Annotated in this window: 11 protein-coding genes; 4 read left to right on the forward strand and 7 right to left on the reverse strand. The window is 66.1% G+C overall.

The window, feature by feature from the left end; all coding sequences use genetic code 11:
• Nucleotides 1-11 precede the first annotated feature (11 nt).
• Nucleotides 12-770, reverse strand: a complete 759-nt coding sequence (locus tag ACWPKK_RS17225) for an SDR family oxidoreductase (RefSeq protein WP_452006462.1) — start codon at nucleotides 768-770, stop codon at nucleotides 12-14.
• Nucleotides 771-958: 188 nt separating this feature from the next.
• A complete protein-coding gene (locus ACWPKK_RS17230) occupies nucleotides 959-1,912 on the reverse strand; it encodes a GlxA family transcriptional regulator (RefSeq protein WP_452006465.1) in 954 nt (317 codons plus the stop codon).
• Nucleotides 1,913-2,210: 298 nt separating this feature from the next.
• Between ACWPKK_RS17230 and ACWPKK_RS17235 the strand changes: the two genes are divergently transcribed.
• Nucleotides 2,211-2,546, forward strand: coding sequence for a carboxymuconolactone decarboxylase family protein (locus ACWPKK_RS17235; protein ID WP_377806221.1), 336 nt, complete (start codon nucleotides 2,211-2,213; stop codon nucleotides 2,544-2,546).
• A gap of 59 nt (nucleotides 2,547-2,605) precedes the next feature.
• Here ACWPKK_RS17235 and ACWPKK_RS17240 read toward each other — a convergent pair whose 3' ends face one another.
• From ACWPKK_RS17240 to ACWPKK_RS17255, 4 genes are all read right to left on the reverse strand, one after another.
• Nucleotides 2,606-3,286, reverse strand: coding sequence for a helix-turn-helix transcriptional regulator (locus ACWPKK_RS17240; protein WP_452006468.1), 681 nt, complete (start codon nucleotides 3,284-3,286; stop codon nucleotides 2,606-2,608).
• A gap of 226 nt (nucleotides 3,287-3,512) precedes the next feature.
• Nucleotides 3,513-6,314, reverse strand: a complete 2,802-nt coding sequence (locus ACWPKK_RS17245; RefSeq protein WP_452006471.1) for an ATP-binding protein — start codon at nucleotides 6,312-6,314, stop codon at nucleotides 3,513-3,515.
• A 261-nt stretch (nucleotides 6,315-6,575) separates the two neighbouring features.
• Complete coding sequence (locus tag ACWPKK_RS17250; protein ID WP_452006474.1) at nucleotides 6,576-7,475, reverse strand: oxidoreductase; 900 nt, start codon at nucleotides 7,473-7,475, stop codon at nucleotides 6,576-6,578.
• A gap of 116 nt (nucleotides 7,476-7,591) precedes the next feature.
• Nucleotides 7,592-8,029 (reverse strand): hypothetical protein, encoded by a 438-nt coding sequence (locus tag ACWPKK_RS17255; RefSeq protein ID WP_452006477.1) that lies wholly within the window; start codon nucleotides 8,027-8,029, stop codon nucleotides 7,592-7,594.
• A 230-nt stretch (nucleotides 8,030-8,259) separates the two neighbouring features.
• Between ACWPKK_RS17255 and ACWPKK_RS17260 the strand changes: the two genes are divergently transcribed.
• From ACWPKK_RS17260 to ACWPKK_RS17270, 3 genes are read left to right on the forward strand one after another with little or no spacing between them, the layout of a single operon-like run.
• Nucleotides 8,260-9,279, forward strand: a complete 1,020-nt coding sequence (locus ACWPKK_RS17260; RefSeq protein ID WP_452006480.1) for an ABC transporter substrate-binding protein — start codon at nucleotides 8,260-8,262, stop codon at nucleotides 9,277-9,279.
• Nucleotides 9,276-10,094, forward strand: coding sequence for an ABC transporter ATP-binding protein (locus tag ACWPKK_RS17265; RefSeq protein WP_452006483.1), 819 nt, complete (start codon nucleotides 9,276-9,278; stop codon nucleotides 10,092-10,094). Before ACWPKK_RS17260 ends, ACWPKK_RS17265 begins: the two co-directional genes overlap by 4 nt.
• Nucleotides 10,091-10,879, forward strand: coding sequence for an ABC transporter permease (locus ACWPKK_RS17270; protein ID WP_452006485.1), 789 nt, complete (start codon nucleotides 10,091-10,093; stop codon nucleotides 10,877-10,879). The genes ACWPKK_RS17265 and ACWPKK_RS17270 overlap by 4 nt, the downstream gene beginning before the upstream one ends.
• Before the next feature lie 27 nt (nucleotides 10,880-10,906).
• Here the strand turns inward: ACWPKK_RS17270 and ACWPKK_RS17275 are convergent, their stop codons facing one another.
• Entirely contained in the window at nucleotides 10,907-11,647 is a 741-nt protein-coding gene (locus ACWPKK_RS17275; protein WP_452006488.1) for a cysteine hydrolase, read from the reverse strand.
• Nucleotide 11,648 lies beyond the last annotated feature (1 nt).

Genomic DNA, 11,648 nt, shown 5'->3' on the forward strand with positions numbered 1-11,648 from the left:
GTCGGCTCCGATCAGACCGGGATCGGGTTCTCGGCGATGTAGCTGTTGAAGCCCATGACCAGGGCATGCTCGTTGGGGCCGGCATTGTCGCGCATCGGGCGGGCGCTTTCGACAATGGCCTCCTCCGCGTCGGTGCCCAGCGCCGCCATCGTCTGTTCGATGAAGGCGTCCAGCGGCATAGCACGCGGATCGTCGCCCTTCTTGATCAGGTCGGTGTTGACCCAGGGCGGCGCGATTTCCTGCACGGTGACGCTGGTGTTGCGCAGCATGAAGCGCTGGGACAGCGTGAAGCTGTGCAGCGCCGCCTTGCTGGCGGAATAGACCGCGGTGGTGGCGAGCGGCGTATAGGCGAGCACCGAGGTGTTGTTGACGATCACCGAGCGCGGCTGCGCCTTCAGATGCTCGATCAGGGCCGAGGTCATGCGGATCGGGCCGAGCAGATTGGTGGTGATGATCGACTGCGCCTGCGCGTCGTCGATCGGGCCGGAGGCATCGTCGAACGGCATGATGCCGGCGTTGTTGATCAGGACGTTCAGCGTCGGGTTCTCGGCGACCAGTCGTTCGGCGGCGGCCTGGATGCTGATCGGGTCGGTGATGTCCAGCTCGATGCCCTTCATGCCGGGATTGGCGGCGGTCACCTGATCCAGCAGGGCCTTGCGCCGGCCGGCGATGATGACTTGGTTGCCCAGCTTGTGGAACGCTTCGGCCAGACCGCGGCCGATGCCGGAGGTGGAGCCGGTGATGAAAATGGTGTTGCCGGTGAGTTGCATGGCGTGATGCCCGTCCTTGCTTGATATCGGGTAAGTGAAGGCATTCGGGGAATGGAAGTATTCCCCGGGAAAGCCCTGTCTTGGATGATGTGAAAACCTACCGCACCCGACGTGCCGGCGGAGCCATATCTAGGTGTTAATCGCCGCCCGAACCTCCGAACCCCGGACGCCGCCTACTCCGGTCCCGCCTATTCAAGCGCCGAAGCGCGGCCGCTTTCGACGGCGCGGCGCACCACCTGCGGCGGCTGGCCATAGGCGCGCAGGAAGGCGCGGCGCATGCGCTCGCGGTCGGCGAAGCCGGTTTCACGGGCGATGATGTCCATCGAATGGCGCCCCTCCTCCATCATCACGCGCGCCGCCTCCAGCCGCAGATGCTCGACCGCCTTGGCAGGGGTCTGGCCGGTTTCCTGGCGGAACAGGCGGCTGAACTGGCGCGGGCTCAGATTCGCCGCCTCCGCCAGTTCCTCCACCGACAGGTCGTTCGTCAGATTCTCCTTGGCGTGGACCAGCGCCCGCCTGACACGGTCGGAGCGCGGTTCCAGCTCCAGCAGGGCGGAAAACTGCGACTGCCCGCCGGGCCGGCGCAGATAGACCACCAGCTTGCGCGCCACCGCCTTGGCGACCTCGACGCCGAAATCATCTTCGACCAGTGCCATGGCGAGGTCGATGCCGGCGGTCATCCCGGCCGATGTCCAGACATTGCCGTCGACGCTGAAGATGCGGTCCTCCTCCACCTTCACGGCAGGATAGAGGCGCTGAAGGCTGCGGGCATGGTTCCAATGGGTGGTGGCGCGGCGCCCGTCGAGAAGCCCGGCCTCCGCCAGCACATAGGCGCCGGTGCAGATCCCGGCGATCCGGCGCGACGCGGCGGCGGCGTCGCGCAGATAGGCCAGAAGTCCGGGCGTGCTCGGCTTGACCCGCAAGGATCCGATCGTGATGGTCGTGTCGAAGAAATCCCTGCCGAACGGATTGGTTTCGATGGCGAAGCCCAGCGAATTGCGCACCGCCCCACCCTGTTCCGACAGGACATGAACCTGATAGGCCTGCCTGCCGAGCACGAGATTCGCCATCTCGAAGGCCGACAGCGCGGCCATCCCCATCACCTGGAAATCGTCGAACACCACGAAACCGATGGTGAGCATATCCCTCTCCGCCTCGCCCGCTGCCCCATCCCGCAGCCGCGCCCCGGAGGCAATGCGGCCGTGATCAGCCTATGCCGCGGCTTGGCTGTCTGGAATGTCGAAGATCCGACGATTCCAGCCATCAGGCCGGTGCGTGATGTCCGCTTCCACCTGGATCAAGGGCCGGAAATGCGCCCTGAACCTCGTCCAAAAGACGAGCACTTCCTTCTATATCGCCACCAGACCGGGAGATAGCGTGTGCTGACAAAGCCGGCCGCCGCGACCGCGGGGGTGGCAATCGCAGGAGACACGGACCATGATGCTCAACTGGAACGAATACCGTCAGCAGGTGCTCACCGGCGTCGGCGAAATCGCCAAGCTCAGCCCCGATACCGTGAGGGGCTATGCCGGTCTCAGCGCCGCCGGGCAGAAGAAGGACCTGCTGGGCGCCAAGACGCGGGAGCTGATCGCGCTGGCCGTCGCCGTCAGCCTTCGCTGCGACGGCTGTATCGCCGTGCACACCGAGGCGGCGATCAAGCAAGGCGCCACCCAGGATGAGATTGCCGAGGCGCTGGGCGTCGCCATCGCCTTGAACGCCGGCGCGGCGCTGGTCTATTCCACCCGTGTGATGGACGCCTACGCCGCGCATGGCTGAACCGAAGGCGGCGGACCCCGATCGTCGGGCCGCCGCCCTCCTCCCGGCAATAGACTTTGTTACCGGTCTTCTGCACCGCCCACGTTCGGCGGGTCGACCGGATCGGCGCCGTCAATCAGATGCTTGTGCCGCCACACCCGGGGAACCTCTCCGGTCACTCGGCGGAAGATGCGCGAAAAATGCGACTGGTCGGAGAAACCGCAGTCGAGCGCGATCTGGGACAATGGCATGGTCGTGGTTTCCAGCAGCTCCTTCGCCCGATCGACCCGCCGACGCACGATGTAGCTGTGTGGCGGGCAGCCGAAGCTGTCCTTAAAGCTCTGGCAGAAATAGCCGCAGCTGAGCTTCGCCGCCGCCGCCAGATCGCGGTTGCGGATGGAATTGGCCAGATGGGTGTCGATGTAGGCGGTCACCCGCCGCACCTGCCAAGCCGCCAGCCCGGTCTTCGCCAACGCGGCCTTCTCCGGCCCGTTCGCGTGACCGGCATCGTCCGGCATAAGGATGGCGCGGTCCCGTTCGCCATCGCCACCTTGCAGCCGCGCCAGGGCCAGTGACAGGCATTCCTCCACCGACTGCCGATCCGGCTCGAGCATGTCGCGCGCCGCCCGCAGAAGCCAGTCGGCCGCCGCGGCCAGCTTGTCGCCATTGTCGGCATGCCGCCCGCGAGGTCGCAGCCCAACGGAGTCTGGAACCGGCGGCACCGGAAGACGCTGTTGCGTCTCGAAAGCAGCCGAATGCATATCGCTCTCCTGCAGAGGGTCACCTTGAAGGCGACAGTGCCGGAGGCTCGGGTGTACCGGAACCCATACTCAGGTATCGATTTCAAACCAGATAGGGGCCGGGTTGGCGAACTCCTGCTCCGGAAGCCGGCGGGGCGAGGTGTTGCCCCGCCTGCGAGGGGTGCGGGTGCGGCTTCGCCATCAGCCGGCGGTGGCAGGCCGACGCCTTCAGGGTCGCAAACGCTGCCTACAGCCTGCCCAGAAGTGCTGCCGCCTCCCGGAGGTCGGGGGTGTCGTGCCCTTCGGAAAAGCTGTTGTGGACGGAAGAAAGGACGGATGGGGCATCGGGGTGACGCCCGGTCTCCAAATGCCACCTGACCATGCTCATCGCCGTTCGCAGGCTCCAGGACCGAGCCCCCTGTGCCTCTGCGATCTCCATGGATTGCCGAAGCAGCGCCTCCGCCGCCTCCACTTCACCAACGTTTTCGGATTTCAGGCGGAGCAGTTCGGCCGTCGCCCAATTGTTCGAGCCGTCATTCGCCTCATCCAGGATGGCCGGCGTGATCAAGCGCGGCGCGACGGTCGCGAGCATCCGGATCCGCTTGTTCCGGTATACGTCGGCAAACCGAGTAGACCGGCGGAGTGCGGCAATCCGATGATCCGGACACTGCCGCGCCTCCAGCGCCAGCTGGTAGCACAGCCCATAGGTGCGCCAGACGAACAGCGAGCCTTCGCTGGTCTTTTCGACCAGCAGGCTGGCGTAGCGCTCCGTCAGATCGTAGTCGCCGCACCAGAAGGCCACCGGGCAGGCGCCGAGCGACAGGGCGAAGCACAAGGAGAGCGCGTGTCCGGACGCCAGCGCCAGCTCCACCGCCTCGTGCATGGCCTCCCGCGCCTGGTCCGGCTGGCCCTGAATCCAGGAAATGCGCGCCAGATGGGTGTGGGAGACGATCCGCTGTTCGAACTGGTATCCCCTCAGGCTTGAACCGGTGGTCGGGGCCGGCGCGCTCAGGCAGCGTTCGACGAAGTCGCGGGCGCGGTCGAATTCGCCCACCGTGATCAGACCGAGCGCCATCATGCGCTGGTACATGGACTCCGCCCCGGGATCGAGCGGACTTCCCAGGAGATCCCCGAAGCGCTCCGCCGCCTCCAAGGCGTCTTGGTCCTTCTCCCGCGCCAGATAATAGAGCCACAGCCCCCACAGGGCGCGGCGCTGGCATCCGACGTCGCCGAGCTGCTGCGACAGTTCGAGGCTGCGCAGCAGCACGGCGCTGACCTCCGGCGCGGGGCCGAGCGAGTTCCACAGCGCCGGCCCCAGATGAGCCGTGATCGCCATCTCCGACTTCAAGTCGGGCTGCGGTTGCCGCCGAACGGCCTGGAGCACCGTCTCGGCGCGCCGGCGGAATTCGTCGGTCAGCGACAGCTGGAACCACATGGGCGCCGACGCGACGGTCAGGTCGACGGCGGTTGCCAGATCCCCGGCCGGCGACAGGCACCATTCCAGCGCGCTGCGGACATCGTCCACCCGGGTCCCATACACGACATTCCAGGCCACCGTGTTGGTCGACTGCGATCCATCCAACATCCGGCAGAGATGCCGCGCCAGATTGCGGCAGACCACGTCCTCCTCACCGTTTTCCTGAAGCCGTTCCGCCGCATATTGGCGGGTGGTTTCGAGCAGACGGAACTGGACGCTCTGCTGCCGGTGCTCCACCGACAGCAGCGACTTCTTGGCCAGTTCCGAGATTCCCTCGACGACATCCTCCTCCGAAAGCGCTCCGAAGGCCGCGACGCCGATGGCCAAGTCGCCGGTGAAGGACCCGCGGATCACGGAAAGCCGACGCAGGACGACGCGCTCGCGCTCGTCCAGCAGGCGGTGACTCCACTCCAGCGTGGCCCGAAGGGTCTGGTGACGGGGCAGCGCGGTGCGACGGCCGCCGCGCAGAACGTCGAAGGCCCGGTCGAGGCTCGCCGCCAAGCCGTGGATGCCCAGCAGCGGCACGCGGGCCGCCGCCAATTCCAGGGCGAGCGGAACGCCGTCCAAGTGGCGGCAGAGTTCGGCGGCAACCGGCGCGTCGGCATCCGACAGGCTGAACATCCCGTCGCCGGACGACACCCGCTCAGTGAACAGCTCCACCGCCGGATAGGTCAGCGCCTGTTCGGCGGTCAGCGTGTGTTCCTGCCCCGGTGGAACCGACAGGGGCGGCAGGCGGTAGACCCATTCGCCCTGCGCGCGCAGGATCTCACGGCTGGTCACCAGGATATCGATGTCGCGGGCGGTCGTCAGGATACCCTCGACGACGACGGCGACCTCCTCGATCAGATGCTCGCAATTATCGAGGATCAGCAGGGCGTCATGCCCCTTGACCGCCGTCAGGAACCCTTCCAGGGCGCCCTTGCCGCCGCCGGGCAGCTTCATCACCTGCGCGATGGTGGCGCACACCAGCGTCGGGTCCGACAGCGTGCTGAGATCGACGAAATGGACCCCGTTCCGGTGGCTGCCGGCGGACAGCTGCGCCACCTCGATGGCGACGCTCGTCTTCCCGATGCCGCCGACGCCGGTGATGGTGACGAAGCTCTTCTCCACCAGCTTCCGCACGATGTCGTCGATCGTCTCGTCACGCCCGATCAGGCGGTCGATGTTGCGCGGCAACAGGCTCGACAGGTCGACCTGAGAAGCGGACGGAGGCGCGGCGGCTTCCTCTCCGGTCTCAGCCATCTGTGTCAGGAGCGTCCCGACAAAGCGGTAGCCCTGAGCCGGGATGTTCTCGATGTAATCCGTGCCGACATCGTTCTTCCCCAGCAGCTTGCGCAAGGAGCCGATGTGGACGCGGATGTTCGCCTCTTCGACGAACAGACCGGGCCAGACACGGGCCATGATGTCACGATTGCTGACGACCGCACCGGCCTGTTCCAGCAGCAGGGCGAGAATGGCCAGGGGTCGGCTTCCCAACTTGACGGCCATGCCGTCCTTCAACAGCCCCCGCATCGGGGAAAAGCGGAAGGGTCCGAAGGTGACCTCTCCCTGCTCGATGGCAGGGACTGTCATGGACCGCGGTTGGGAAACCTCGGAACGGGGGGATACGGACGTGTCAACCAAAGGTCGCGTCCACCGTCCCGCCAACGGGAAAGCGGTGACACAACCTCCGGCACGGCTCCGTCTTTTTCAGGTCATCGAAGGCAAAAGAAAGCGTCATTTCCCAGCGCTAAGCATACGTAAGACTTCACCATGATACGTATGCTTTGCCGTAGGTCAACGCATCATAACGTGGCATGGTGCGGTGCCATAGGTATGGTTCCGCACTGGCCATCAACGACCATCGGCGCCATCCTCCAGCATGCCGGCTTCGACCCCGATGGTGTCGGCCCAGCGGTTTCTCACCAACTCTATCGCGCGCTGCCGGGTGAAGGCGCCGGACACGATGATCGCGGAGGGAAAGGCTGCGCGAAGGCGGTCGGCGGCGCTGCGGTCCTCATAGGGCAGATGGCCGAGCGGAGCCCCATCCCCAGCGGTGCGGACCAGATGAACGAAGGGAATCTCCTGCCCGGCCAATGTCCTAAGGAGCATGGTGAACAGCGCGAGGGGATCCGAATCCGACATGCCGCGGAATTGGCCGAATGGCGACAGGCGGACACCGACCCGCTCCGCCGTCCAGACGCCGGTTACCGCATCGACAAGTTCGCAGAGGAAGTTCAACCGGTTCTGGACGGAGCCGCCATACCGGTCCGTGCGCCGGTTCACCCCGTCCTGAAGGAACTGGTCGGGAAGCGAGCCGTCCGCCGCGTCGAGTTCCACGCCATCGAACCCAAGGCGCTTGGCCTGCTCGGCCGCGCGGCGGAAATCCGCGATGATCGCATCAATGCCGGTGTCGTCCAGGGTGGCGGCCCGGACAGGAGCGTATCCCGGGTGGCACAACCGCGCCACCACCTTGGCTTTCCTGGCATGTGCCAAGCTGATCGCCGCAGCCCAGGCCGCAGCCACCCCAGGCTCGTCGAACCCCTCCAGGACGGGGGCGGTCGCCGCCGTCGCGGATACCGGCACGGAGGGCGTTATGACCAATCCACCGGGCGAGACATGCCGAACGCAGGCCACGTAATCGGTCACCGAGCAGCGCTCGCCGATCCGCCTGTGGTCGGTCCCCGCCGACATGACGACGCGATGGGCGAGATCGAGCGCACCGATGTTGATTGGGAGGAACAGCTTTTCCATTCCGGCACCTTCCACCGGATCAAAACCGCATCGCGGCGCGACCGGACGCCGGAGCTTCAATCACGCCAGACACGGGCCAAACGAACGCGAGCCAAACGAACTCTGCCATGCCAAGCTCAGCCATGCCGGACCCGGACCTGCTTGTCACTTTGCACCGTCCTCAGCCCCGGGGCCGAGCGGAAGGCGGAGACCGGAGCCGCATTGGCGCGCTTGGGAAACGACGGCGGGGTGGACGCCGCGCGCACGGACGCCACCAGCTCAACGATGCGGTGTGCCATGTCGTCGGCACGGTCCATCTCGGCCTCGATCAGCCGGGACATCTTCTCCGCGTCGGGGCAGGCAGGACCATTGCGCTCCGTCCAGCGCCGCCGGGCGTCGGACGCCAACCGGATGGAGGTGACGGCATTGACGAGGGTCCTGACGTAGGAGACATAGGTGTTGATCTCCACCTCGCCGAATGCGTGCGGTTGCATCGCGAAGGCTTCGGCTTCGGGCCACCGTTGGTGCGGCGACATCGACGACGCACCAGCGTCATGGGCGGAAAGATGAGCCATGGCCCCTGCTCCTGTCTGGGTTGTTCTGAGGAGAGTGTGGCCGGGCGGTGGCCTGTAAGCGAGTAAAGCGTTGTAAAGGCCAGTGCCTCTTTACGCACATCAGCGCCCTGCTCCCCACGCTTGCGAAGGAGCTTGGCAATCAGGCGGAAGCTCCGCAATATTCTTTTGTGTGCAAGTGCCATTGGGCTCCCGACGGAGATGCGGCACGCCCGTTGCCTTTGATTTGATTGATGGAATTGGCCATGACGGTAAATCGGCGGACAGTGCTGGCGGCCTCTGCGGCGGGCATGTTCCTCGCCTCGGTAAGGCCACTGGGTGCACAATCGCAGGACGCCCTGTCCATCGTGCTGCCCACCCACTTCATCCTGGCCTTCATCGACGTGCTGTTCGCGCAGGCTGCCGGATATTTCGAACGGGAAGGGCTGCAGGTCGGCATCGAGGAAGGCCGAGGCTCGTCCATGGCGTTGCAGCAGGTCCTGGGTGGAAACGCAACGATCGCCCGCATCGGGGCGGTCGATCACATCCGGGCCGTCGGGCAGCCGGCGGGCCGCGATCTCGTCGCCTTTGGTACGGTACAGCAGACCTCCCCCTGGTTCGTGGTGAGCCTGCAGGACAAGCCGGTGACCGGGCCGCAGGATATGGCGAACCGAACCATCGGCATCCAATCGGTCGGCGGCACCACGGAAACGCTGCTCGACGTCATGCTGGCTGCCCGCGGCATCGATCGCGCCGGTGTCCAGCGGGTGGTCGTGGGTAACTCGCCGGCTGGGGTCGATCTGATGCGCCAAGGCCGGATCGACGCCTATCTCGTGACTGCCAGCATTGCGGTCGCATTGCGGAAGAGCGGCCAGCCCGTGCGTGTCTGGAACACGGACGAGGTCGCCCCGACGCCGGGCTTCTGTTACTCCGGCAAGCGCGACGTGATCGAGCGGCACGGGGCCCTGATCCAGCGTTACGTTCGCGCCGTCCGCACCGCGATGCTCGACCTGATCGACGGGAAAGTCGCCGTCGCCGACGCGCTGAAGGCCATGGAGCGCTACGACATGGCCGAAGCCCGCAACCACGAGCTTGCCGCCGCCATCTACAAGGAAAACGTCGCCTTCCTGGTGGCGGACGGCCGGGAGAATCTATTGCGCAATGTGCCGGGGCGCTGGCAGAGCGCCTACGACCTCATGGTCTCCTGCGGGTTGGCACCGCCGAACCTGAAGCAGGAGGATCTTTACACCAACCGATTCATCGACGCGCTGTGACCGGGATCGGCAGCAGCGAACGGTCGCCTCTGATCACCCTGACGGAGGTCGGCAAGACCTTCGATGTCGGCGCCGGGACGGCGCCGGCGCTCCTGCCCAGCAGCCTGTCGATCGCCGACGGCGAGTTCGTCGTGTTTCTCGGACCGTCGGGCTGCGGCAAGACCACATTGCTGCGCATGATGAGCGGGCTGCTGGAACCGACTGCGGGGACCATCGCCATTGCCGGAAGCCCTCTATGGGACAAGGGGCGCTGCCGGAAGGGGATCCGGTCCCGACTGGGGCTGGTTTTCCAGGAATCGTCCCTGCTCCCCTGGCTGACGGTGGAGGAGAATGTCAGGCTGCCGCTGGACCTGCGTGGGCGGCTGCCGCGCGCGGAGCGGCTGTCCGGCGCGCGGGCGATGCTGGCGCTGGTCGGCGCCGCCGACATCGGCGCCCGCATGCCTCACGAGATTTCCGGCGGCATGCGCCAGCGGGTGGCCATCGCCCGGGCGCTGTCCTACGATCCCGATGTGCTGCTGATGGACGAGCCCTTCGCGGCACTCGACGCGATCTCCCGCGAGGCCTTGAACATCGAGCTTCAGACGCTCTGGCTCGCGACCCGCAAGACCATCGTCCTGGTGACGCATTCAATGGCGGAGGCGGCCTTTCTGGCCGACCGGATCGTCCTGTTCTCGCCGGGGCCGGGTCGCATCGACAGCGTGATCGACGTGCCTTTTCCAAGGCCACGCACCCGCGATCTCACCTATTCGCCGGAATTCCAGCGGATGGTGCGCGACCTGCACGAACGATTGGCCAGGCTGATGGGGCAACCATGAAAAAGGTCCGGTTGCGCGATACGGTCTGGCTGCCGTGGCTGGTCACGCCCTGCCTGCTGGCGGCCGGACTGCTGGCCTGGCACGGTTTCGTCACTGCCTGGGGTGTCTCCCCCTTCATCCTGCCCGCGCCCCGGCCGGTGCTGGATGAGTGGGTGGCACTGCTATTCAGCAGGCGGGCCTGGAGCCACACGGCCATGACCTTCGCCGGTTCCGTGGCCGGCTTCCTCCTGGCAACCGTCCTGGGCGTGGCCGCGGGCATCCTGCTCTCGCTGTCGCCGACGCTGGAGCGCCTGTCGAAACCCTTCATCGTCGCCTTCCAGGTTCTTCCGAAGGTGGCGCTGATCCCGCTGTTCGTGGTTTGGATGGGATTTGGTCTCGGCCCGAAGATCCTCACCTCCGCCATTCTGCCCTTCTACCCGATCATGATGAACACGCTGCTCGGCATCCGGTCGGTGCCGGACGGGTTGCGTGACGTGATGGCCTCCTTCGACGCCAGCCGCTTCCAGCTGCTCCGTCGCCTGGAGCTTCCCTATGCCCTGCCCTTCATCGTCACCGGCTTGGAGGTGGGCATCGTCCTGGCTCTCGTCGGCACCGTCGTGGCGGAATTCATATCCGGAAGCCACGGGCTGGGGTACCTGCTGGTCAGCCGGATCAATTCCTACGAAACGGCACAGATGTTCGCCATCGTCCTGCAGCTCTGTTTGCTGGGGCTCGTGCTCTACGCCGGGGTGGCGGGGCTCCGCCGGCTGCTGGTGCCGCGCCTCACGCCGCCGCGCTCCGACTGAGACCCGCCCCACCGACGATAAGGCCGGCTAGCCCCGCCGCCCGTCATTGTCGGTGCCGGACATGCCCAGCCGCTCGACCGTCTCATCGGTGCTCCACAGGGCATTGGCCAGCCAGCGGAAGTTGATCAGCGCAGCCAGATAGCCATCGCCTTCCGGCAGCTTGCTGGCCGCGGTGGCGTCGCGCACCACGGCGACCTCGAAGCCATGCTCGACGAAATCGCGCAAATGCGATTCAACGCAGAAATTGGCGGCCATGCCGGCCAGGATGACCTGATCCACCCGCTTCTTGCGCAGTTGGAACAGCACGTCGTTGGTCTGCGGGCCAGCGATCTTGTGGGGCGAACAGACAATGGTCCGCCCATCCTGGATCAGGTCGTGGTATTCGGGCATCCAGTCCGCGCCCGATCCGGCGAAGCCCTCGAGCGACAGCGGGTCGCGGCGATCGAACATGCGCAGTTTGTGCATCAGCACCTCGCCAGGGGCGGCATGGTCCCAGTGGTGGTCGTGCGGGTAATAGTAGTGCGGTGAAATCACGACCGGGATACCGGCACTCTTGGCGGCGACGAGCAGCCGGCCGATGTTGCCGACGGTGCCGTGCTCGGTGATGCTCTCGCCGAAGGCTCCCCAGGCGGCGCCCTGCGGGCTGAGAAAGTCGATCTGCGGGTCGGTGATGACGAGCGCGGTTCGCGCAAGGTCCAGGACCATCTCGCCCTTCGGCAGCGCAGGGGATGCGGGGTCGGCATAGGCGGCCGGAATCCGGGTGGCCATG

It is taken from the genome of Azospirillum largimobile, from assembly GCF_977007025.2.